Source organism: Microbacterium sp. X-17 (assembly GCF_039615055.1).
Genome location: NZ_JBDHNI010000008.1, coordinates 187,633 through 207,883 on the forward strand (window position 1 = coordinate 187,633; position 20,251 = coordinate 207,883).

19 protein-coding genes are annotated in these 20,251 nt (G+C 69.9%); 2 read left to right on the top strand and 17 right to left on the bottom strand.

Translation table 11 applies throughout. From position 1 onward, the window contains the following. Positions 1 to 6 precede the first annotated feature (6 nt). Genes ABCS02_RS31805 through ABCS02_RS31835 form a run of 7 tightly spaced genes read right to left on the bottom strand, consistent with a single transcriptional unit; the run spans position 7 to position 6,777 of the window. Positions 7 to 1,188, bottom strand: a complete 1,182-nt coding sequence (locus ABCS02_RS31805; protein ID WP_345839726.1) for a Gfo/Idh/MocA family oxidoreductase — start codon at positions 1,186 to 1,188, stop codon at positions 7 to 9. Next, a complete protein-coding gene (locus tag ABCS02_RS31810) occupies positions 1,185 to 1,601 on the bottom strand; it encodes a DUF6379 domain-containing protein (RefSeq protein ID WP_345839727.1) in 417 nt (138 codons plus the stop codon). The genes ABCS02_RS31805 and ABCS02_RS31810 overlap by 4 nt, the downstream gene beginning before the upstream one ends. Positions 1,602 to 1,611: 10 nt before the next feature. Next, a complete protein-coding gene (locus ABCS02_RS31815) occupies positions 1,612 to 2,394 on the bottom strand; it encodes a nuclear transport factor 2 family protein (RefSeq protein WP_345839728.1) in 783 nt (260 codons plus the stop codon). Continuing rightward, positions 2,387 to 3,433 carry a TIM barrel protein gene (locus tag ABCS02_RS31820; protein ID WP_345839729.1) on the bottom strand — a complete coding sequence of 349 codons (1,047 nt, stop codon included), beginning with the start codon at positions 3,431 to 3,433 and terminating at the stop codon, positions 2,387 to 2,389. The genes ABCS02_RS31815 and ABCS02_RS31820 overlap by 8 nt, the downstream gene beginning before the upstream one ends. A 52-nt stretch (positions 3,434 to 3,485) precedes the next feature. Beyond that, positions 3,486 to 4,778 carry an extracellular solute-binding protein gene (locus ABCS02_RS31825; protein WP_345839730.1) on the bottom strand — a complete coding sequence of 431 codons (1,293 nt, stop codon included), beginning with the start codon at positions 4,776 to 4,778 and terminating at the stop codon, positions 3,486 to 3,488. A gap of 2 nt (positions 4,779 to 4,780) precedes the next feature. Then, positions 4,781 to 5,791 (bottom strand): sugar phosphate isomerase/epimerase, encoded by a 1,011-nt coding sequence (locus ABCS02_RS31830; RefSeq protein ID WP_345839731.1) that lies wholly within the window; start codon positions 5,789 to 5,791, stop codon positions 4,781 to 4,783. Next, a complete protein-coding gene (locus tag ABCS02_RS31835; RefSeq protein ID WP_345839732.1) occupies positions 5,788 to 6,777 on the bottom strand; it encodes a TIM barrel protein in 990 nt (329 codons plus the stop codon). The genes ABCS02_RS31830 and ABCS02_RS31835 overlap by 4 nt, the downstream gene beginning before the upstream one ends. 113 nt (positions 6,778 to 6,890) lie before the next feature. On the opposite strand from ABCS02_RS31835, the gene ABCS02_RS31840 reads away from it, so the two are divergent. Then, a complete protein-coding gene (locus ABCS02_RS31840; RefSeq protein WP_345839733.1) occupies positions 6,891 to 7,478 on the top strand; it encodes a TetR/AcrR family transcriptional regulator in 588 nt (195 codons plus the stop codon). Here ABCS02_RS31840 and ABCS02_RS31845 read toward each other — a convergent pair. From ABCS02_RS31845 to ABCS02_RS31890, 10 genes are all read right to left on the bottom strand, one after another. Further along, complete coding sequence (locus ABCS02_RS31845; protein WP_345839734.1) at positions 7,471 to 8,580, bottom strand: sugar phosphate isomerase/epimerase; 1,110 nt, start codon at positions 8,578 to 8,580, stop codon at positions 7,471 to 7,473. The genes ABCS02_RS31840 and ABCS02_RS31845 overlap by 8 nt on opposite strands. After that, positions 8,577 to 8,975 (bottom strand): DUF6379 domain-containing protein, encoded by a 399-nt coding sequence (locus ABCS02_RS31850; protein ID WP_345839735.1) that lies wholly within the window; start codon positions 8,973 to 8,975, stop codon positions 8,577 to 8,579. Before ABCS02_RS31850 ends, ABCS02_RS31845 begins: the two co-directional genes overlap by 4 nt. Positions 8,976 to 9,005: 30 nt before the next feature. Further along, positions 9,006 to 10,595 carry a GMC oxidoreductase gene (locus ABCS02_RS31855; protein WP_345839736.1) on the bottom strand — a complete coding sequence of 530 codons (1,590 nt, stop codon included), beginning with the start codon at positions 10,593 to 10,595 and terminating at the stop codon, positions 9,006 to 9,008. Beyond that, the gene (locus ABCS02_RS31860) at positions 10,592 to 11,386 is read right to left on the bottom strand and encodes a TIM barrel protein (protein WP_345839737.1); all 795 of its coding nucleotides are present in this window, start codon (positions 11,384 to 11,386) and stop codon (positions 10,592 to 10,594) included. The genes ABCS02_RS31855 and ABCS02_RS31860 overlap by 4 nt, the downstream gene beginning before the upstream one ends. A 12-nt stretch (positions 11,387 to 11,398) precedes the next feature. Further along, positions 11,399 to 11,770, bottom strand: a complete 372-nt coding sequence (locus ABCS02_RS31865) for a nuclear transport factor 2 family protein (protein WP_345839738.1) — start codon at positions 11,768 to 11,770, stop codon at positions 11,399 to 11,401. After that, a complete protein-coding gene (locus tag ABCS02_RS31870; protein ID WP_345839739.1) occupies positions 11,767 to 14,394 on the bottom strand; it encodes a hypothetical protein in 2,628 nt (875 codons plus the stop codon). The genes ABCS02_RS31865 and ABCS02_RS31870 overlap by 4 nt, the downstream gene beginning before the upstream one ends. Then, the gene (locus ABCS02_RS31875; protein ID WP_345839740.1) at positions 14,391 to 15,905 is read right to left on the bottom strand and encodes a family 43 glycosylhydrolase; all 1,515 of its coding nucleotides are present in this window, start codon (positions 15,903 to 15,905) and stop codon (positions 14,391 to 14,393) included. The genes ABCS02_RS31870 and ABCS02_RS31875 overlap by 4 nt, the downstream gene beginning before the upstream one ends. Before the next feature lie 4 nt (positions 15,906 to 15,909). Next, positions 15,910 to 16,752 carry a carbohydrate ABC transporter permease gene (locus tag ABCS02_RS31880; protein WP_345839741.1) on the bottom strand — a complete coding sequence of 281 codons (843 nt, stop codon included), beginning with the start codon at positions 16,750 to 16,752 and terminating at the stop codon, positions 15,910 to 15,912. 3 nt (positions 16,753 to 16,755) lie between these two features. After that, a complete protein-coding gene (locus ABCS02_RS31885; protein ID WP_345839742.1) occupies positions 16,756 to 17,712 on the bottom strand; it encodes a sugar ABC transporter permease in 957 nt (318 codons plus the stop codon). Positions 17,713 to 17,778: 66 nt separating this feature from the next. Beyond that, entirely contained in the window at positions 17,779 to 19,071 is a 1,293-nt protein-coding gene (locus tag ABCS02_RS31890; RefSeq protein WP_345839743.1) for an extracellular solute-binding protein, read from the bottom strand. 229 nt (positions 19,072 to 19,300) lie between these two features. Here ABCS02_RS31890 and ABCS02_RS31895 point away from each other — a divergent pair, with 229 nt between their 5' ends. Then, entirely contained in the window at positions 19,301 to 20,236 is a 936-nt protein-coding gene (locus ABCS02_RS31895) for a LysR family transcriptional regulator (RefSeq protein WP_345839744.1), read from the top strand. Positions 20,237 to 20,251 lie beyond the last annotated feature (15 nt).

A 20,251-nucleotide genomic window follows, 5' to 3' on the forward strand; every position in this document is an offset into this window, starting at 1 on the left:
TCCTCTCTATACGCGGGCGGGAGCCGCGGCCTCCACCGCGACCCACGCCGAATCCTGGGCCGAGCTCTCCTCCACCGCCGCGAGCACCCGCTGCACCGCCAGGCCGTCGGCGAAGGTCGGGTCGAGCGCGGTGCCGTGCGCGATGGCGGTCACGAAGTCCACGACCTGGTGGGAGAAGCCGTGCTCGTAGCCGAGCATGTGCCCGGGCGGCCACCACGCCGAGACGTAGGGATGCTCGGGCTCGGTCACGAGGATCGTGGTGAAGCCCTGCAGCTCGGCCGGCGCGTTCCGGTCGTAGTAGCGCAGCTCGTTCAGACGCTCGAGGTCGAACGCCAGCGCGCCCTCCGTGCCGGACACCTCGATGGTGAGGGCGTTCTTGCGTCCGGTCGCGAAGCGCGTGGCCTCGAAGGACACGAGCGCGCCGTTGCCGAGCCGGCCGGTGAAGATCGCGACGTCGTCCACCGTCACCTCGCCGAGCTCGCCCGTGGAGCTGCCGGTGAACCCCGACCGCTCGCCGAGCACCGGCCGCTGCGAGACGATCGTCTCGACCGTGCCGGAGACCCGCGTGACCAGGCTGCCGGTCACGAACTGGGTCATGTCGACGATGTGCGCGCCGATGTCGCCCAGCGCGCCCGAGCCGGCGTGCTCCTTCTGGAGGCGCCAGCCGAGCGGGACGGAGGGGTCGACCAGCCAGTCCTGGCGGTACGCGGCGCGGACCTGCCGCACCTCGCCGATGGTCCCGCGCGCGATGAGGTCCTGCAGCAGCGACACCGCGGGCACGCGCCGGTAGGTGAACCCGACCATCGCATGGACGCCGTGCTCGGCCGCGCGCTCGGCGGCGGCGGCCATCGCCTCGGCCTCCGCCACACTGTTCGCGAGCGGCTTCTCGCACAGCACGTGCTTGCCGGCCTCCAGCGCGGCGATCGCGATCTCGGCGTGCGAGTCGCCCGGCGTCACGATGTCGACCAGGTCGATGTCGTCGCGAGCGATCACCTCGCGCCAGTCGGTCGCGTGCGATGCCCAGCCCCACTTGGCTCCGGCGCGGGCGACCGCCTGCTCGTTCCGGCCGACGATCACGGCCATTTCCACGGCCTCCGGGAGGTCGAAGACGCGCGGCGCCTGCCGCCAGCCGACCGAGTGCGCGGCACCCATGAAGCCGTAGCCGATCATGGCCACCCGCAACGTCATGCGAGCACCAGCTCGCGCTCGACCGGGACCCGGTTGGTGACGTAGCGGCCCGGGCCGCCGTCGACGCCCGGCATGATCTGCATGTAGAGCAGGCGCATCGTGAGGACGACCTCCACGGTGAGCTTCTCCCCCGCCTCCGGTGCGTGGCCCAGCGGGATCACGACGTCAGGGCGGTCGGCGACGAACCACAGCGTCTCGGACTGCTCCGGCAGTTCCTCGATGCGGTAGCTGCGGCCGTTCAGCTCGAAGCGGAGGTCGTCGCGCGGGATCTCCACGCCGTTGACGGAGGCCGCGACGTCGTCGACGGCGGAGAGCCAGAGGCTGCGGTACCAGGGCAGCTGGACCGAGACCGCGATGCCGTCGGCGGTGCGGCGGACGTCCTTCTCGGAGAACAGCGAGTTGTGAGTTGCCATGATGGATCCCTTACTTGAACGTGTCGGTGAACGTGCCGTGCGGCGCGGGAGGCTCCGGCTCCAGCTGCTGCACGGTCGACGGGCTGTACGGGTGGTTCTCGCTCGGCACCGGCTCGTCCGCCGGCGGCATGAAGACGGGCTTGCCGTCGTCGCCGAAGTACATCAGGTCGAGGTCGAACGCACCCTGGTTCTTCTCGCCGAAGCTGACCCAGTTCTCCTCGAAGGGCGCGCGGGCGAGCTCGTAGCAGCGGAACTTCCAGAACTTCCACTCGCCGTCCTGGCGGAGGAAGTCGATGGCGTACTTGCACCAGACCCAGTGCGCCCAGACCTTCTTGCCCTGCACCAGGTCGGGCGAGTACATGTCGGGGAAGGCCTTGGCGACTTCCGGATCGGTCAGGCCGGACTCGGTGCCGGCCATGAGCCAGACGCCCTTGGCGGTCTTCCCGTCGGCGGCGACCTCGATGACCGGCGTGGTCGTCGCGTGCAGGATCAGTTTGCCCTCCGGCGACGGGCGGCCGCGGTGGTAGCGGGTGACGCTCTCCCAGGTCGTGTACTGCCCGGCGTTCGTGTAGCGGGCGCGGATGCCCTCCGTGCCCTCCTTCACCCAGAGCGGGATGATCCGCTCGTCCTGGAACGCGTTGTGCAGGTACATGTAGGTGCTGAACAGGTTCTCGATCTCGCCCCGGTCGGCGGCGCGACGGGCGAGCGCCTGTGCGGCGGCGACCTCCTCGCGCAGGCGTGCGAGCTCGGCGGTCAGGTCGGCGATGGTGGGCTCGACGGCGGTGTCAGACATGGAGGGACTCCTTCTCGGCGACGGCGTCTTCGATGGTGCGCCGCATGAGCGCGTGCTGCTTCTTCACGAGGTCGATCGGGTCGGCCTCGCCCAGGTCCTGGAAGGCGTGACCCTCCCACTCGCTGGACAGGTAGCCCCGGTAGCCGCCCTCCACGAACTGGCGCACGATGCGCGGGATGTCCATCGCCGGCTCCTGGCCGTCGGCGTCGATGTCGTAGAACTTGGCGTGCACGTGGAAGATCTGCGGCATGATGTCGAGCCACTCCTCCGGCGGCACCAGCCCGTGCATGTTGAACGCGAGCCGGGTGAACGGGCCGAAGCCCACCGGGTCGACGCCCTCGCCGGTGAGGTAGTCCTCGAACTTCTGGTTGCGGACGTGCATCGGCGTCGGCTCGTGCCAGATCTCGTCCATCACGCCGAAGTGCTTCGGGTCCATCCCCATCTTCTCCAGCTGCGCCAGCAGCGTGGGCGACAGGCTGTGCATGGTGGACGAGAAGTCGGCCGTGAAGCCGAGGCGGTCGCTGCCGAGCTCCTCGTAGAGCTCCCGGATGCCGATCACCTTGGGGTCGTTCGGACCCTGCGGCGCGTGGATCTCGTAGCCGAGGCACTGGTCGTACTTCTCGGCGAGCGGGAGGAGGCTGCGCAGCAGCTCGCGCCCGGCCGAACGGATGACGACGCGCTTGAAGCCGAGCGTGTGCGCGGTCTTCAGCTGGCGGGCGAGGAAGTCGTGCTCCTCGTCCGGCGTCATGTCCCGGTCCTTGCGGCGGCCCATGTCGAGGTTGGTGCCGACCGCGCTCGGCTCCAGACCGTACTTCTCCAGCGAGTCGAACCAGAGCTTCACGAACTCCGCGTCGACGTCCGGGTAGGTGCGCAGCAGCTGGGCGATGTTGAACTCGACGCCCGGGCCGATGCCGTTCTCGGCGACCGCCGCGATCAGCGTCTCCGGCGTGTAGATGCCGGCGGCGAACTCGCTCGTCATCGAATACAGGGTGGTGCCGAGCTCGATGCCCGTGCCGGCGATGCCGGTGTCGTTCACCATGATGGTGGTTCCTTTCGTGGTTTTCGTTCGATGTCGTTCGGCGTGACCGGGATCAACGCCAGTCGGCGTCCATCTGCTGGAGCACCTGCTTGACCGTCAGCTGGCCGGTCAGGATGCCCTGCACGCCGTTGCCGAGGTCGTTGTAGACCTTGACGTTGGTCCAGTCGGTCGACGGGAGGCCGCGCACGGTCTTCGAGTCGATGAGGTCGGTGACCGGCTCGAACTGCGGGAGGAGCTTCGTGGAGGCGTCCGCGGTGACCGGGATGGTGCCGACCGCCTGCGAGTAGGCCTCCTGGCCGTCCTTGGAGACGATGTACTTCAGGAACTCCGTCGCGAGCTGCGGGCTCTTGGTCTTGGCGCTCGCGGAGACGCTCTGGTCGGCGCTGACGGAGAGGTACGTCTTGGTGCCGCTTTGCGCTGCGATCGGCAGGATGACCAGCTTCACGTGGCCGCCGGCGGCGTCCATGATCTCCTTCGCCGCGTTGCTCGGAGCGAAAAAGCCGAGGATCTTGCCCGAGGACGCGCCGTTGGTCAGGGCGTCGAAGCCTGCGCTGGCCGCGCCGTCCTGGAAGCAGCCGGCGTCGAACATCTTCTTGACCGACTCCAGAGCGGTCGTCCAGCCCTTGGTGCCGGCGAAGGTCACCTTGTTCTGGGCGCGCTTCGTGTTCCAGTCCTTGTCCGGGCCGTAGACGGTCGAGGTGGCCAGGCCCAGGGCGAGGAACGCGTTGTTCGCGGTCGCGCCCCCGGCCAGGCCGTAGATCGTCTTGCCGGCCGCGCGGGCCTTCCCGCACTGGGCGATGATCCCGTCCAGGCTGGTGGAGGCGGTGATGTCGACGCCGATCGACTTCGCCAGTTCGTCGTTGTAGATGACGCCGTTCGCGTTGCTGCCGAGCGGGACGCCGTACGCCTTGCCGTTGTAGACCCACAGCTCCTTCTGCGACGAGGGCAGCGCCGAGAGGATCGCGCTGTCCGTCAGCGGCAGCAGCTGGCCGGCCTTGGCGAACGGGATGATCGAGTACGACTGTCCGGTGCCGCCCTCCGACTGGAAGGTGTCGGGAGCGTTGCCGCCCTGCACGCGGGTGCCGATCGTGCTCGGGTAGCTCTGCGCCGGGAGGTTCTGCGGGGTGACCGTCACGCCCTTGTGTGTCTTGGCGAACGCCGTGGCGAGGCCGGAGTAGGCGGCCTTGTCCTGGTCGTTCGTCGCGCCGAACGCGAACGTGATGGTCTTCGGCTCGGCGCCTCCCGCGGAGCCGCTGCCGGAGCAGCCGGCGAGGACGAGCGCCCCGGCGGCGAGCGCGGCCGCGAGCGGGAGGGCCCGTTTCCACGGTGCTGTGCGAGTGGTCATGGTCATGCCTTTCCGACGGCGCTGCCGGAGAGTTCTCCCGCGGCGGAGGTGAGTGGTGCGAGGACCTTCTGGACGTACCAGCCGCTCACCATCGCGCTCTCGGCGGGGTGAGGGCTCTGGTCGGACTCGACGACGATCCAACCGGTGTAGCCGTGGCGCGCGAGAGACCGCGCGAACGACTCGAAGTCGACGAGGCCGCCCTCGTCGGTCGGCTCGAAGAACCAGCGCTCGACGCGGCGCGCGCCGCCTTCGGTGCGGACGAACTGCTCGGCGTGCGGGGTGAGGGCCTCGGCCTCGTCCACGACCTCGCGGGCGTCCTTGAGCTGGATGTGCCGGACACGGTCCGCGTGGCGCTCGAACACCCCGACGGGATCGAGGCCCGCGACGGCGAACTCGGCCGTGTCGAGCGCGAGGCCGACCAGCTCCGGGTCGGTCGCGTCGAGCAGCCGGGCGAGACCGTCGCCGAGGCGCAGCGCCGACAGGAAGTCGAAGTGCAGGGCGAGAGAGACGCCCGCGGCCGCGACGGCGGCGCCGACCGTGTTCCAGCAGGCCGCGAGGGCGGCGATCCGGTCGTCGTCCAGGGCGCCGGTCTGCCAGGCCGACCCGCACGGGCGGACGACCAGCACCTCCCCGCCCAGCGCAGCCAGCGCCTCCGCGAACCAGACTGCGGTCGCGGTGATCCGCGGCACGGCCTCGGGGTCGAGCGGGTCGTGGCCGCGGCCCATCTCCACGTCGAACCCGATGAACGGGTCGTAGACGTAGCTGGAGACGCCGTCGAGCGCACACTCGGTCAGCACCTGGCGGAGGCCGTCGAGCGACCCGTACAGGTTCGCGATCTGCTCCGGCGAGCCCAGCGGCTCCCACGGACCGAAGCTCTCGGCGGTCAGCTCGACGCCGGAGAACCCGCTGATCGAGATGGTCTTGAACGCCCGCTCGTGATCGCGCTTGCGCACGAACGCGTCGATGTTGGTGTCCCACTGGTTGAGGGCGTAGCCCCACCGGATGCCTGTCATGCCCGCTCCTCCTGGTAGATGCGGTCGAGCACGTTCTTGGCGTACCAGCGCGCGATCGCGGTGCTCTCCGAGTAGTCGCCGCCGATCTTGTCGGCCTTGTCGTGCTCCACGCTGATCCAGCCGGTGTAGCCGTGGTCGCGGACCGAGCGCATCATCGACTCGAAGTCGACCAGGCCCTCCGCGGTGCCCATCTCGTAGAACCACTTCTCGGTCGTGACGGCCGAGAGCTCGGCGTCGGGCCAGAGCCGGTAGTCCTCGTTGACGTCCTTGGTGCGGGTGTCCTTGAAGTGGAAGCCGCTCACGCGCTCGTGGTGGGCCTCGTAGACGGCCACCGGATCGACGTCCGCGATGCAGTGCTGCGCGGTGTCCACGAAGAACTTCACGTAGCGCGGGTCGGCGTAGCCGTAGAACGTGTCGATCTGCGCGCGGGTGCGGATGCCGCCGTAGAACTCGTGGTGGCAGGTCAGGTTCACGCCGTACTGCTGCGTGAGCTCGCCGACCCTGCCCCAGAGCTCGGCCGCGTGCTTCAGTCCGTCGTCGGTGACGCCCTGCTCGTCGAAGAAGCGGCTGCCCGGCATCACGATGATGTTGTCGAGCTGGATGCCCGACCAGCGGTCGAGCGTGACCTTGAAGTCTTCGAGGATGGTCTCGTGCGTGGCCGGCACCTCCGGCGCGTAGCGCTCCGGGTCGTAGTACACGCCGTGGAAGGTGTTGACGATCCGTTCGAGGCCCTGCTCCTGCACGAACTCCTGGTAGTTCGCCACCGAGCCGTACTGCTCCAGGATCTGCCAGAACCGGAAGTCGAAGGTGTCGATGGCGTCGAACCCGACCGCGGCGACCTGGCGGAGGAAGCGGGTCATGGTCTTGCGGGAGTGCCACTGGTCGTAGGGACCCCGGGGGCCGTCGGCCCGCCAGTGGTCCATGTAGCTCCACTTGATCGGTCTCGTGCCGGCGGTGTCGCCGGCGACCGTTGCTTCGGTGGTCACGCTGTGCCTTTCATCGTCGAGGGCGTGCGAGCGGGCTTGACCCGTCTGTCGGGGACCGTAACATGAATACCTACCTCTTCGTAAGTTTTTATTTTCATGATTGGCTACGGGTTATGAGCGGCAGGGAAGACGGGTACGCGTCGGGGCGCGCACGCAAGGAACTGATCCTGGAGCAGGCCATCGCGGCCTTCGGGACATCCGGGTTCGACAACGCGACGCTGACCGACATCGCGACGGCGTGCGGGGTCTCGCGGCAGGGCCTCCTGCACCACTTCCCGAGCAAGGAGGACCTCCTCACGGCGGTCCTGGCGCGACGGGACGAGCTCGACGGCACGAGCTTCGCGGCCGCGATCGCGACCAACAGCACCCCGGTGGAGGCCCTCGCCGAGACGATGGCCGACAACGCCCGCGAGCCGGCCGTGATGCGGCTGTACACGGTCCTGTCGGCCGAGGCCACCAATCCCGAGCACGCCGCCCACGACTACTTCGCCGACCTCTACGTCCGGCTGCGCGCGCAGTTGACCGAGGCGATCGGGGCGGCCCAGGAGGCCGGGGCGCTCCCCGCGGAGTGGCCGGCCGATACCGCCGCCACCATGCTGTTGGCGCTCAAGGACGGCCTCGCGCTCCAGGCCCTGCTGTCGCCCGAGCTGGTGGACCCAGCGCGGACGATGCGCGAGGTGAATGCGATGCTGCTCAACTGATCGCCCCCTCCCGGCTCGGCAGCCACTGCGCGAGCTGGAGCCGCGCCTCTCCGGCGTCGGTGACCATGCGGCCGCCCGCGTTCTGCGCCGCCGAGCGCTGCACGGCCTGCTCGTCGCGGATGATCTCGAACGGCGACTGCCAGTGGTTCCAGTGCCAGCCCTCGTACTCGCTGGAGATCGCGCCGTTGTAGCCGTTCTCGACCAGCAGGGCGATGAGGTCCCGGACCGGGACGGACGGCTCCTCGTGGTTCTCGTCGATGCCGAAGAACTTGCCGTGCACGTGCTTGATCCACGGCATGATCTCCAGCCAGTCGTCCACGCGCGCGGGCCCGAACAGGCCGGTGCCGTTGATGGCGAAGTCGATGCCGAGGTCGGGCCGGCCGTTCTGGGCGGCGAGGCCGATGAACCGGCCGAACCGCTGACCGTGGTCGGCCTGGTCGGCGGGAGGCCCCGCCTCGTAGAACTCGTTCCAGAGGTCCACGACCTGACCCAGCAGCTCCTCCGTGGCGCCGCGGCGCCGGTAGGCCTCCAGCAGCGACGGCGCGAAGCCGACCGTGGTGGCGCCCCAGTCGGCGGTGAAGCCCAGGAACGGCGAGCCGACCTCCTCGTAGCGGTCGCGCAGCGCGAGGATGCGCGGGTGCGAGGCGTACTGGTCGGCGTGCACCTCCAGCGCGAGCGTCACGCCGTACTGCTCGGCGATCGGCGCGAGCGCGGCCATCGAGTCCGGCGTGATCGAGATCTGCACGCGCGCGATCGGGAAGCCGAGCTTCGCGGCGGCCTCGATCTGACGGCGCATGTACTCGATGAGCTCGTCCTGGTTCAGCAGCCGGTCGCGGTGGATGCCGATGTCCGCGTTGATCGCCAGGGAGGTCTGCACCAGCCCGACCTCCGCGACCAGGTCGCGGAACCAGCCGGCGAAGGCGTCCTCGATGACCGGGAAGCCGCGGAAGCTGGAGAAGCCGATGATCTCCAGCCCGGGGCCGTACCCGTCGGCGGCGACCTTGCGGATCAGCCCCTCCAGGTCGTACTCCCGGCCGTGGAACGCCCGGGTGAAGCTGTAGAGCGTCACGCCCTGGATCGGGGAGCCGAGGTTGGTGCTCATGCCGTCACCGCCTTCATGGTCTTGGTGTCGTGCTCCTCGATGTGGAGCACCTCGTCGTCGCCGATGATGATGTACGGGATGTAGACGGTGAGGTCGACGGACACCTCGTGCTCCCGGCCGTCGTCCGGGACGGGGATGTCGCCCGACAGGACCGCCGAGTCGAGCGGGAACCACCATTCTTCGGTGTCGTCCGCCATGTCCGCGAAGGTGCGCTCGCGGCCGTTGAGCTCCCAGCGGAGGGTCTCGGCCGGCGCGGCCACGTCGTCGACGGACAGCGTGGCGCCGGCGATGCAGGACGCTGGGAGCGCGCGATACCAGGGGATCCGCACATCGACCGCGGCACGCGTGCCGGTGGTCGTGAGCGTGCCCTGCTCGATGATGCGATCGGGGATCACGAGTCCTCCTTGACTACTTTTTCCTTGGTTCTACACACTAATGTCGTTTTCAGACCTAAGCAAGAGCGCCGGATCGGCGAGCTCCCGCGCGATCCGCCGTGCGCCCCTCACCGCGAGCGCGACGGAGGTCAGCGTCGGATTGCACGCGGTGGCCGTCGGGATGACGCCGTTGCCCGCGACGAACAGCCCGGGCGCCGCCCAGACCTCGCTGTCGGGGCCGCACACGCTGCGGCCGTCGTCGGTCTCCCCCATCCGCACACTGCCCTGGTAGTGCAGCGACGCGCCGAGCGGCATCGTGAACGGGCGGTCGCCGATCGGGTCGCCGACCGCCTTCGCGAGCTCCACGATCTCCGCCTGCGCCCGCTCGATCACGGCGTGGTCGCGGTCGGTGAGCCGGTAGTGGACGCGCATGGCGGGCATCCCGTACCAATCGCGCTCCTCGTCGCTGAACGCCACGCAGTCGTCCCACTGCAGGTCCTTCGCGCAGAACAGCCCGAGCCCGACGATCGAGCCCGGCACCACCGGGTCGTCGTCGGCGAGCGGGATCGGCGAGGCATCGAGCTGCATGACCTGGCCGTGGAACGGCAGCTCGTCGGTGAACGGCACCCAGCTGACGCCGCTGTGCTCGCTGATCGGGCCGTCGATGACCTCGTCGGAGCCGATTCCGCCCGACCCGGCCGCCGCGTTCTCGGCGGCCACCTGTGCGGCGTCGCGAATGCGCGTGGCGTAGACCACCTGCGTCTGGTCGTTGAGCATGCGGCCGAGCGCGGCGGGCCGGATGCCGCTGGCCCACAGCACCTGCGGCGTGCGCAGCCCGTCGGCGGCGACCACCACGAAGCGCGCGGCCACGGTGTGGAGGTCGCCCGCGCGGCGGTCGCGCACCTCCACGCCCGCCGCGCGGCCGTCCTCCACCAGCACGCGGGTGACGAGGGATTCGTCGTACAGCGTGAACTGCGGGTTGCCGCGGGTCACGTCGCCGAACACGACGTCGGAGCCTGACCAGACCAGCCGGCCGTCGTCGCTGCGGTGCACCGCGAGCGGCATCCGCTGCACGCGCTGTGCGGCAGGGCGGCCGTCATCGACAGCAGCCGCGAGGCGTTCCCGGACCACGGCGGTGAACGGAGCGCCGTCGAACGCGTCGGTCGTCACGCCGAGCAGCCGGTCGGCCTCGTCCAGCAGCTCGTCCAGGTCGGGCAGGAATCCGATGCGCTCGCTGTCTCCCGGCCGCGGGCACGCGGCGGTCCAGTGCGCGCCCATCCCGCCGACGTTGCTGGAGAAGGCGACGACGGGCAGGCCGTCCTCGCCCGGCTCCTGGAAGCCCTCATCGAGGAGGTAGGTCCCCGGCCGGGCGCGGCGCTGGCCGGCGGTCACCGAGCCGGGCCCGTTGACGGTCTCGGCGCCGGCGCCGGGGCCTTCCGAGCGCTCCTGGGCGTCGGTCCGGGCGGCGGCGTCCTGGATGTTCTTGACGTGCGCGCCCGGCGGGTTCGAGACGGTCGGCCCGACCTCGAACAGTGCGACGGTCGCGCCAGGCGCCTCCTCGCTCAGGATGCGCGCGTACGCGGCGCCGGTCGGGCCGCTGCCGACGATGACGACGTCGACCGCGTCGGGATAGCGGCTCATGCGCTCACCGCCAGCTCGCGGATGAGGGCGACGGAGGCCGCCGACTCCTGCGTCGGGTAGTACTCCAGCCCGATCGGGCCGTCGTAGCCGGAGGCGCGAAGGATGCCGAGGCGCTCGGCCCAGTCGAGCTCGCCCGAGCCCGGCTCGCCGCGGCCGGGGGCGTCGGCGAGCTGCACGTAGGCGATCAGGTCGCCGGCGTTCTGGAGCTCGCCCGCCATGTCCTCGCCCTCGACCGCCGAGTGGTAGATGTCGTAGAGCACACCGAAGAAGGGCGAGTCGACACCGCGCGCGACGTAGACGGCCTCCGCCGTGCGGTCGAGCAGCGAGCCGGGGTGGTCGACGCGCACGTTGACCGGCTCCAGCGCGAGGGTGATGCCCGAGCCGTCGATCTGCGCGATCGCCTTCTGGTAGATCTCGATCAGCTTGTCGAGCTGGACCTGGCGCTTCCAGCCGCCGAAGCCCGTGCCGCTGCCGACGACGATGCGCGGGCAGCCGAGGTCCTGCGCGATCACGATGCCCTCGTCCAGCTTGCGGTAGAACTCCGAGTGGTCCCACGGCGGGATCATGAACTGCGTGCGCGGCTCCGAGAGCTGCGCGGTGAGCGTCGTGCCGGTCTCCTCCAGCGCGGCCTTGAGCGCGGGGAGGTCCTTCGGGGTCGCCGGGGCGTCGACGCCGGTCGGTCCCCACATCTCGACGGCGGTGAAGCCCGCGGCCGCGGCGGCGCGCACGCGGTCGTGGTAGTCGCCTGCCTCGGTGAAGAGCAGTTCGATGTTGGGTGCGAGCTGGTACATGGGTTCTCCTGTTCAGAACATCGGATGGTCGTGGGCGGCATGCACGGGGACGGGTTGCAGCACGTCCCAGTGCTCGACGATCCGGCCGCTCTCGAATCGGTAGATATCCGCGACCGCGGCGTCGGGGGCGCCGGGCCGGGAGGCTTTGACGTGCACCATCGCGAGGTCGCCGTCGACGAGGATGCGCTGGATCGCGAAGCGCGCCTCCGGGCTGCCGTCGAACTTCGGCGTCAGGGCCTCGACCGCAGCGGCCGGGCCGTCCGGGATGCCCGGGTTGTGCTGGCGGTAGTCGTCGGCGACGAGGAAGGCGAAGGCGTCGGCGACCCGCTTCTGTGTGTAGAAGAGGTCGCAGAAGCGCTCGAAGGCCGCGCGGTCGCCGCTCATGCTGTGTCCTTCCGGGTCAGCGGGACCAGCGTCACCGGTCCGAGCAGGCCGCTCGGCTCCTGCTGCGCGAACGCGGAGAAGAAGTCGGGCTGCGCCTTGGCCAGGGTGTTGGTGACGTCGATCTCGATGGTGTTGCTGCCGGAGACAACGCCTTCCGGCACCGGGAACACGTACGGCGGCGCGATGCGGGTGCCGAGATCGACGCCGTTGAGTCGCACGGTCGCGAGCTCGAACACCTCGCCGAGGTCGAGCGCGTGCTCGCCGCCGGCCGCATCCGCGTCGAACGAGGCCGTGTAGCGGGCCGTGCCGCTGAACCGCGGCAGCAGGTCGGGGTCGCTGAGCGGGCGGAGGGTGTCGAGCTCGCCCCACGCGGAGAAGCCTGTCTCCCCGGCCGCGACGGTGGCCACCGACCAGGTCGGAGCGAGTTCGATCGCGTCCGCGTGCACGGCCGCCGGACGCACCGGCAGACCCTCCCACGTCGCCGGCGAGCCGACGATCAGCACCAGCGCCTCACCCGGACCGAGGTCCAGGCCGACGGAGGTCGCCCAGCCGTCGCCCGCGGCCGGAACCGCCGTCAGCGTGCCCGCGGTGGCGTCGAAGGCCACCACCTCGCCCGCGCGCGGGAGGGTCGCCGTCGTCCGCACGGACTCCCGGACCGACTCGTTGACGAGCATGACCACGTCCGCGTCCCCGAGGTCGCGCCGCAGCACGCGCAGCGACGCGGCCGGCCGGCCGAGACGAACGGCCCGCTCGGTCATCCCCGAGACGGAGTCGACCAGGCGCTTCTGCGACACCTGCCGGAAGTGCCGCCTGAGCACGTCCGCGTCGACGCCGTGCCCCGCGACCTCCGGCACCGAGCCGACGAAGACAACGGGCACGCCCGCGTCGTCGAGTCGCAGCAGCTCGCGCGCCACCTGCTCGGGCAGGAACGCACTGCCGGGGACGATGAGCGCGTCGTACGTCTCGCCGCCGAGCGCCAGCCGCGAATCGTCCACGCCCGCGCCCGGGAGCGCGTCCGCCGGCACGATGTCGGCGTCGAGCTGGGCCTCCGTCAGCAGCCGCAGCGGCCGCTCGCACGGCATCGCGTCGCCGAGCCACTCCGCCTCCGCGTGGTAGAGCACCGCGAACGGCGCCACGTGCGACCCGCCCTGGAGGAGGTGGCTCAGCCGGTTCGTGTACGCGCTCAGCAGGTGCTGATGCGGATACTGCGGGTTGTTGCCGTGCGCGTAGAAGTGCGGAGGGCAGTCCAGGTCGGGGAAGGGCGCGGGCGAGAACGCGTGCGGGACCACGTGCGTGACGCCGCGCACCAGGAGGTGGTTGGTCAGCCAGGTGAACAGCCGCAGCCCGGCATACCAGCCGTAGGCGCCGATCGTCTCGCACATCGCTCTGCCCTGCTTGAGCGGATCGAGGTGCGCCGCCGACGACGCCAGCTTGGCGAGCCCGAAGTGGAAGAACTCGCCGTCCGCGGCGCCGCTCATATTGCCGAACGGGCCGCGCGAGAATCCCGGGACCACCTGACCGCCGATGATGTCGATGCCGGCCATGTCCTGCCCCGCCATCGCGCGGAAGTAGTGCCCGGCGCCCGGCCCGAGCCGCGCGTGCGACCCGTTGTCCTCGATGACGTGCCCGATGTGCTCCACGCCGTGCGCACGGCACCAGTCGCCGAGCCGCCGGCCGAAGTTCTCGGAGTAGAGCCGCGACACCGTGTCCATGTAGGCGTAGCGGACCTCCCGCTCGCGGCCGCCCGCCGGCCACCACAGCAGCGGAAGGAGCAGGGCCGCGTCCTGTCCGAGCGTCTCGGACAGCAGCGCGGCGACCTGGTCGTTCCAGGACAGCGGCACCGCCTTGCCGAGCCGCGAGTCGAAGTCGAAGGTGTCCGGGTCGTTGTAGAGCCCGGGCTCGTCGCTGAAGAACCCCCCGATGGTGCGGCCGAACTCGTCCGCGTACCGCTCGTGGATGCGCTCGTAGACGCTGTCGATGAGCAGCTGGGTGGAGTCCGCGTTGAGGTAGTCGATGTGCTGCGCGTGCGGCTCGCTGCCGACGCTCCCGGCGATCGAGAGGAAGAAGATCCGCCACCAGCCGTCCGGGATGTCCCAGTGCAGGACGCCGTCCGCGAGGCGGTCGGTCAGGTCGACGGGGTCGCCGATCAGCTCGTCCGAGTCCTCGGCGCGCGGGTAGGCGAGCACGCGGATCAGCTGCCCGGGCTCCTGGGCGGCCTCCGGACCCCAGAACTTCCGCCGCTCGACGATGAAGGAGGCTCCGCGCGCGGGACCCACGGCGTCGGTGTGCCGCTCGGTGAGGAAGTGCCGGCGCAGCTCCGCGGGCGCGGCCTCCACCGCTCCCCCGGCGTGCCCGGTCGGGAAGGTGTCGTCGTCGAAGAACCAGACCGTCATGCCGCGGCGGCGGGCGATCTCCAGCACCGCGTCGACGTCGCGCCACCAGCCGTCGCCGAGGAACTCGGGATGCGGCCGGGCTTCGAGGATGACGGCGCCGATCCCGGCGTCGCCGATGCGCTCCATCTCCTCGCGCACGACCTCGACCGGTCCGCCCTTCTGCCAGAACAGCGGCATGATCGCGTTCGGGACGGCGCCGGTCACGGCGTCGCGGAGGCGTTCGAGGGTCATGCTGCCTCCTCCAGGCGGAGAGCCCGGTAGCGGAACCGACGGAACACGACCTCGCCGTCACCGGCCGCGAACAGCGCAGGACGCAGGCTCTTCAGATCGTTCATGGTCGCCGAGTGCGCTCCGGAGGTGTCGTAGCGCACGCCGTGCCGCACCCAGTCCCCGCCGGGGCGCCGGTGCCAGCCGGTCACGATGTGGCGGTCGTTCCGCAGCCGCAGCCCGATGGTCGCTCCGGACTCGGCCGGCTCGCGCCAGTGCGTGCGGATGCCGCCGGCGTAGCTGGCCATGCCGGAGCCGTCCCAGCCCATGCCGAAGAACATCCGGTCGTTGAAGTAGAGGAGCAGGCCGCCGGTGGCCCCGCCGCGCACCTCGGCCTCCACCTCGACCTCGTAGGCGTCGTCCATCGACCAGGTGGTCAGGGGCGAGGAGTCGGCGGGAGAGGTGCCCTTCGCCGCGAGCGCCAGGCCGTCGCCGAACCGCGCGCGGTCGCGCTCATCCGGCCCCGGGTTGTCGAAGACCCAGCGCTCGCCCCAGGCCGGGGCGGCGAAGTCGTCGGAGGGAGCGGGCACGGCGACCGGGCCGGAGGCCGCGACCGGCGTGCGGAGTGGCGCGCCGACATCCTGCGCGGACGCGACCGGCCAGCCGTCGTCCGTCCACTCGATCGGCTCCAGCAGCGCTTGCCGCCCCAGCGTGCGGAATCCGTTCGCGTAGCCGTGCGACACCATCCACCACGACCCGTCCGGGGCGTCGAGGATCGTCGCGTGCCCGCGCGACCACCAGGCCTCGCCGGCGGAGCGGGTGCGCGCGATCGGGTTGCCCGGCGCGTTCTCCCACGGCCCGTGCACCGACCGCGAGCGGGCGACGATGACCATGTGCCCGGTCGCCGGGCCTCCCGTGCCGCCGACCGCGCTGACGAGGTAGAACCACTCGCCGCGGCGGAACAGCTTCGGCCCCTCCAGCGCGTACGCCTCGGTGATCCACTCGTCGGGGTAACGCCAGCCGTCGTACGCCTGCTCCAGCTCGGTCACGGCGTGGAGGCCGTCCGGGCTGAGCCGGCAGCGGCGGATGCCGTTGACGAAGAGGTAGCGCTCTCCGTCCTCCCCCACCACATGGCCCGGGTCGATGGCTCCCGAGACGCCCGTGAACACCGGTTCGCTCCAGGGCCCCTCCGGGCTGTCCGCCTGGATGACCCAGATCTGCGGCTCGGCGACCTCCTCCGACCACGCGCTCGGGATGAACGGGATGTAGAGGAAGAACCGGCCGTCGTGCTCGATGAAGTCGGGCGCGAAGACCGTGCTCAGCGGCCGCTCCAGCGCGCAGGTCACGAACGTCCAGTTGACCAGGTCCGGCGAGCGCCAGATCGTCAGCCCCGGCGACGCGTCGAACGACGAGTACGTCAGGTAGAACTGGTCGCCGACCCGCAGCACGGCGGGGTCGGGCCGGTCGCCGGGCAGGACGGGGTTGCGGTAGGTCCCATCCCCGAGATCGGGGGCGGACCGTGGTGCGTCGGACATCCGGTCAGCCCTTGAGCCCGCCGGCGTAGCCCTGGATGAACTTCTTCTGCGCGAAGGCGTAGAACGCCAGGATCGGGATCATCGACACGATGACGACCGCGAAGATCAGGTTCCACTGCGACACCAGCGAGCCGACGTAGCTGTACATGACGACCGGGAGGGTCTGCCACGACGTGCCGTTCAGGAAGATCAGCGACGTGAAGAAGTCGTTCCAGACGATCAGCCCCGCGAGGATCGCGACGGTGCCGGTCGCCGGCGACATCAGCGGGAAGACGACCTTCGAGAACACCTGGTAGCGGTTCGCGCCGTCGATGACGGCGGCCTCCTCGTACTCCGGCGTCAGGTTGCGGAAGAAGTTGGCGTACAGGAACACCGACAACGGCAGCAGCATCCCCGTGTAGATGATGATCATGCCCCACGGGTTGCCGACCAGGCCGACCGTGCGCGCCCCGATGTAGAGCGGCAGCGTCCCGAGCTGGGTCGGCAGGATGATGGCGACGAGGAACAGGTAGAACGACCGCCGGCTCCACTTGCTCGTCGACCGGGCGATGCCGTACGCGGCGACCGAGCCGAGGGCGACGAGGAGCAGGATGCTGCCGGTCGTGATGATGACGCTGGAGAGCAGGCCGGCCCAGATGTTGCCCGACGACGCGGAGGCGGGCGACAGCAGCTGGATGAAGTTGTCGAAGGTCGGGCTGGTCGGCGGCGCGACCGCGGCCGAGCTCAGGATGTCGGGCAGCGTCTTGAACGACCCGACCAGCAGGATCCAGAACGGCAGCAGCATGATCGCCACCGCGATCAGCACGATGATCTCGATCGCGAGGGTCTTCTTGGTGTAGCGGAACATGGCTCACGCCTCCTTGAGCGAGCGATCGCGCGTCGCGTACTGCTGCGCGATGGAGAAGACCAGGATCAGCAGGCTCAGGATGAGCGCCAGCGCGGCGCCGAACCCGAACTGCTGGTAGGTGAACGCCGTCTGGTAGACCTCCAGCGCCAGGGTCTGGGTGGCGCCCGCCGGCCCGCCGCCCGTCAGCGCGACCACCTGGTCGAACACCCGGAGGCCCTGGATGAGCGTCAGCGTCGTCGCGATCGCGACCGAGGGCTGGATCATCGGCAGCACCACGTAGCGGAACCGGCGGAAGGTGCTGGCGCCGTCGAGCGCGGCCGCCTCCTCCATCTCGATCGGCACGGTCGCGAGCCCGGCCAGGTAGATGACCATCACGAAGCCGATGTTCTGCCAGACCATCACGATCAGCACGCACCAGATGGCGAGCGTGGGGCTGGCGAGCCAGTTCTGCTTGGGGAGGCCGACGGCGACCATCGCCTGGTTGAGCGGGCCGTTGTAGTCGAAGATGAACTTCCAGATGTACGACACCGCGATCGGGCTGACGACCACCGGCATGAAGACCAGCGTGCGCAGCACGTAGCGGGACTTGAGCGAGCGGTTGAGCGCCAGGGCGAACAGCAGCCCGAGGATGTTGGTGAAGACCAGGAAGCCGAACGCCAGGAACAGCGTGTTCCACAGCGACCCGATCAGCTCGGGGGTCTGGAAGATCTTGACGAAGTTCGCGAGGCCGACGAAGTCGAACGGGCCGAGTCCCGACCAGTTGGTGAAAGCGAAGAACCCGCCGGCGACGGTGGTCGCGTAGATCACGATCAACATGAGCACCAGCGCGGGGAGCGCCCACCACCAGCTGCCGAGCTTCACCCGGTAGGGCTTCACCCGCTGCGTGCGGCGCGGCGCCGCCACCGGAGTCTGGGTCTGCGTCTTCGTGGTCATCGTCCGTACCTCTGACTGCGTCGTCATCGATCGTTCCTTTCACCCGGGTTCGGGCGGCCGGCCCTCACAGGATCGGCCGCCCGGGTCACCGGATCAACCCCAGTCGGTGTCCATCTGCTGGAGCACCTGCTTGACGGTCATCTGACCGGTCAGGATGCCCTGCACGCCGTTGCCGAGGTCCGTGTAGATCTTGGCGTTCGGCCACTCGGTCGGCGCGTAGCCGCGGGTGTCGTTCTTGGCGATCTCGTCCTTGATGCCGGCGTACTGCGGAAGCAGCGTGGTGTTCGCGTTGACGTTCACGGGGATGGAGCCGACCGCCTTGGAGTACGCGTCCTGGCCCTTGTCCGAGATGATGTACTTCAGGAAGTCCGTCGCCAGCTTCGGGCTCTTGGTCTTGGCACTCGCGGTGACGCCCTGGTCGGAGCTCAGCGACAGGTAGGTCTTGGTGCCCTGCGGGGCGCCGACCGGGAGTGCGACGAGCTTGACGTGGCCGCCGGCGGCCTGCATGATCTCCTGCGCCGCGCCGCTCGGGGCGAAGAAGCCGAGGATCTTGCCGGAGGACGCGCCGTTGGTGAGGGCGTCGAAGCCGGCGCTGGTCGCACCGTCCTGGAAGCAGCCCGCGTCGTACATCTTCTTGATCGACTCGAGGGCCGTGGTCCAGCCCTTGGTGCCGGCGAACGTGACCTTGTTCTTCGCGCGGTCGGCGTTCCAGTTCTTGTTCGGGCCGTAGACCGTGGAGGTCGCGAGCGCGACGGCGAGGATGCCGTTGTTCTGATAGGTCGAACCGGCCAGGCCGTAGATCGTCTTGCCGGCCGCCCGGGCCTTGCTGCACTGGGCGATGATGTCGTCGAGGCTGGTCGTCGCGTCGATCTTGACGCCGATCGACTGGGCCAGCTCGTCGTTGTAGATGACGCCGTTCAGCTGCGTGCCGGTCGGGACGCCGTAGATCTTGCCGTTGTACGTGTAGAGGCTCTTGGCGGAGTCGGGGAGCTTCGCCGAGATGGCGGCGTCATCCAGCGGGAGCACGAGGCCGGACTTGGCCCACGGCAGGATCGAGTTGGACTGGCCGGTGCCCCCCTCCGCGGTGAACGTGTCCGGCGCGTTCCCGCCCTGCACGCGGGTGGCGATGGTGGTGGGGTAGCTCTGGACCGGGAGGTTCTGGGGCGTGACGGTGACGCCCTTGTTCTCGGCTTCGAACGCCGAGGCCAGGCCGTCGTAGGCCGCCTTGTCCTGGTCGTTCGTCGCGCCATAAGCGAAGGTGATCGTCTGGGGCTCTTTGCCGGAGGAGCCGCCGCTGGAGGAGCAGCCGGCGAGGAGGAGCCCGGCGGTGACCGGGATGGCGAGCCAGGCAAGCCGGGCTGAGCGGCTCCTGCGTGTGTGCTTCATCGGATTGACCTCTTCTGAGACTTCGTTGTCGGTGAGGCGGCGGCTGTGTCGCCGTCCCTTGGGGGCAGTTTCGAGTGTCTCAGCGGTAAGGAAGATAAACAACGGTACTTCTGCTTATCCCAGACATAAGCTGGGTCGATACGCGATCGAGACCGTGGCCGCGCCCCCGGCGGCAGACCGCGTCGTTATAGTGAAATGCCCGGCCTGCGTAGGAAAGGATCACACCGTCGTGACCGACTCCCCACTGATGTCGCGGCTCGATCTGAACCTGCTGATCGCCCTCGACGCCCTCCTCACCGAGCGCAGCGTGACCCGGGCGGCGGAGCGCCTCCGGCTGAGCCAGCCCGCCCTGAGCGCTTCGCTGTCGCGGCTGCGCATCCACTTCGGCGACCCGATCCTCGCCCGCCGCGGCAACACCTACGAGCTGACGCCGCTGGCCCTGCGGCTGGCCGACCACACCACGATCGCGCTGGAGGCCGCGCGCCGGGTGTTCGAGAGCCAGGCGACCTGGGACCCGGCCGAGTCGGTCCGCGAGTTCGCGATCTTCGGCTCCGACTACGGCTTCACCACGATCGGCCGCGTGGTCTCCGAGCTGGCCGCCGCACAGGCGCCCGGGGTGCACTTCCGGTTCATGCTGCACAACCCGACGGTGGTCGAGGACGCGACCAACCGGCTCCGCTCGGTGGACGGCATGGTCATCCCGCACGGCTTCCTCACCGAGCTGCCGTTCGTGGACCTCTGGCAGGACGACTGGGTCGCCATCGTCGCCGAGGACAACGACGAGGTCGGCGACGCGCTCTCGCGCACGGAGATGTCGAGGCTGCCCTGGGTGATGAACTACCAGTCCCGCTCGGCCTTCACCTCGGCGGAGCGGCAGGTGCAGCAGCTCGGCATCGAACCCAACGTGGAGGTCGTGGTCGAAAGCTTCCTCGCCATCCCGCACTTCATCGCCGGCACCCGGCGCGTCGGCATCATCCACCGCGCGCTCCTGCCGCTCGCGCAGCGCGCGGGCGCCATCCGCTCGGTCGGCCTCCCGTTCGCGCCGACGCCGATCGTGAACGCGCTGTGGTGGCACCCCGTGCACACGCACGACCCCGAGCACACCTGGATGCGCTCTCTGTTCGAAGAGGCCGGCCGGATCGTCGCGGCTGGCGAGCACACCTAGCAACCCTCATCGCCG

Excerpts from the sequence above, each read along its gene's own strand:
- ABCS02_RS31805 (WP_345839726.1), bottom strand. The coding sequence starts at position 1,188 with ATGACGTTGCGGGTGGCCATGATCGGCTACGGCTTCATGGGTGCCGCG.
- ABCS02_RS31825 (WP_345839730.1), bottom strand. The coding sequence starts at position 4,778 with ATGACCACTCGCACAGCACCGTGGAAACGGGCCCTCCCGCTCGCGGCC.
- ABCS02_RS31830 (WP_345839731.1), bottom strand. The coding sequence starts at position 5,791 with ATGACAGGCATCCGGTGGGGCTACGCCCTCAACCAGTGGGACACCAAC.
- ABCS02_RS31810 (WP_345839727.1), bottom strand. The coding sequence starts at position 1,601 with ATGGCAACTCACAACTCGCTGTTCTCCGAGAAGGACGTCCGCCGCACC.
- ABCS02_RS31880 (WP_345839741.1), bottom strand. The coding sequence starts at position 16,752 with ATGTTCCGCTACACCAAGAAGACCCTCGCGATCGAGATCATCGTGCTG.
- ABCS02_RS31845 (WP_345839734.1), bottom strand. The coding sequence starts at position 8,580 with ATGAGCACCAACCTCGGCTCCCCGATCCAGGGCGTGACGCTCTACAGC.
- ABCS02_RS31865 (WP_345839738.1), bottom strand. The coding sequence starts at position 11,770 with ATGAGCGGCGACCGCGCGGCCTTCGAGCGCTTCTGCGACCTCTTCTAC.
- ABCS02_RS31820 (WP_345839729.1), bottom strand. The coding sequence starts at position 3,433 with ATGGTGAACGACACCGGCATCGCCGGCACGGGCATCGAGCTCGGCACC.
- ABCS02_RS31855 (WP_345839736.1), bottom strand. The coding sequence starts at position 10,595 with ATGAGCCGCTATCCCGACGCGGTCGACGTCGTCATCGTCGGCAGCGGC.
- ABCS02_RS31870 (WP_345839739.1), bottom strand. The coding sequence starts at position 14,394 with ATGACCCTCGAACGCCTCCGCGACGCCGTGACCGGCGCCGTCCCGAAC.
- ABCS02_RS31885 (WP_345839742.1), bottom strand. The coding sequence starts at position 17,712 with ATGACGACGCAGTCAGAGGTACGGACGATGACCACGAAGACGCAGACC.
- ABCS02_RS31860 (WP_345839737.1), bottom strand. The coding sequence starts at position 11,386 with ATGTACCAGCTCGCACCCAACATCGAACTGCTCTTCACCGAGGCAGGC.
- ABCS02_RS31815 (WP_345839728.1), bottom strand. The coding sequence starts at position 2,394 with ATGTCTGACACCGCCGTCGAGCCCACCATCGCCGACCTGACCGCCGAG.
- ABCS02_RS31890 (WP_345839743.1), bottom strand. The coding sequence starts at position 19,071 with ATGAAGCACACACGCAGGAGCCGCTCAGCCCGGCTTGCCTGGCTCGCC.
- ABCS02_RS31840 (WP_345839733.1), top strand. The coding sequence starts at position 6,891 with ATGAGCGGCAGGGAAGACGGGTACGCGTCGGGGCGCGCACGCAAGGAA.
- ABCS02_RS31875 (WP_345839740.1), bottom strand. The coding sequence starts at position 15,905 with ATGTCCGACGCACCACGGTCCGCCCCCGATCTCGGGGATGGGACCTAC.